This window comes from Pseudomonas oryzihabitans (genome assembly GCF_032027545.1).
Taxonomy (GTDB): domain Bacteria; phylum Pseudomonadota; class Gammaproteobacteria; order Pseudomonadales; family Pseudomonadaceae; genus Chryseomonas; species Chryseomonas oryzihabitans_F.
In genome coordinates, this window is sequence record NZ_JAVSJB010000094.1 from 1 (window position 1) to 674 (window position 674).

A 674-nucleotide genomic window follows, 5' to 3' on the forward strand; every position below is an offset into this window, starting at 1 on the left:
TCCGCGCCTGGTGCACACCGCCGCCCAGGGCTACGACGTGGTCGGCACCGTGCGCCAGCAGCGCCAGGACTCCTACCTGCGCACCCTGCCGTCGCGGCTGATCAACCACGCGGTGCAGCGCTCCACCGGCGTCGCCATGCGCGACTACGGCTGCATGCTGCGCGCCTATCGCCGCCAAGTGGTGCAATCCATGCTCGCCTGCCACGAGCGCAGCACCTTCATCCCGATCCTGGCCAACAGCTTCGCCCGCCACACCACCGAGATCGAGGTGGCCCACGCCGAGCGCGAACACGGGGATTCCAAGTACGGCTTCCTCAAGCTGATCAACCTGATGTTCGACCTGCTGACCTGCATGACCACCACCCCGCTGCGCATGCTCAGCCTGTTTGGCGGTGGCCTGGCCCTGTTCGGCTTCCTCTTCGCCGCGCTGATCCTGGTCCTGCGCCTTGCCCATGGCCCCGAGTGGGCGGCCGATGGGGTGTTCTCGCTGTTCGCCATCCTGTTCATCTTCACCGGCGCCCAGTTCGTCGGCCTCGGTCTGCTCGGCGAATACCTCGGCCGGGTGTACCACGATGTCCGTGCCCGGCCCCGGTTCCACGTGGAACAAGTCTTCCGCGCCCCCACCCCTTCCCCTTCTTCGGCGCCACTGCGCCAGGTCCAGTAACAGGAAAGCC

General features: G+C 67.4%; 1 protein-coding gene. It reads left to right on the forward strand.

What is annotated here, in order from left to right:
• Positions 1-664 (forward strand): undecaprenyl-phosphate 4-deoxy-4-formamido-L-arabinose transferase (locus tag RND78_RS27865; RefSeq protein WP_312733459.1); only part of this gene is annotated, 664 nt, incomplete at its 5' end.
• Between the last annotated feature and the right edge of the window lie 10 nt (positions 665-674).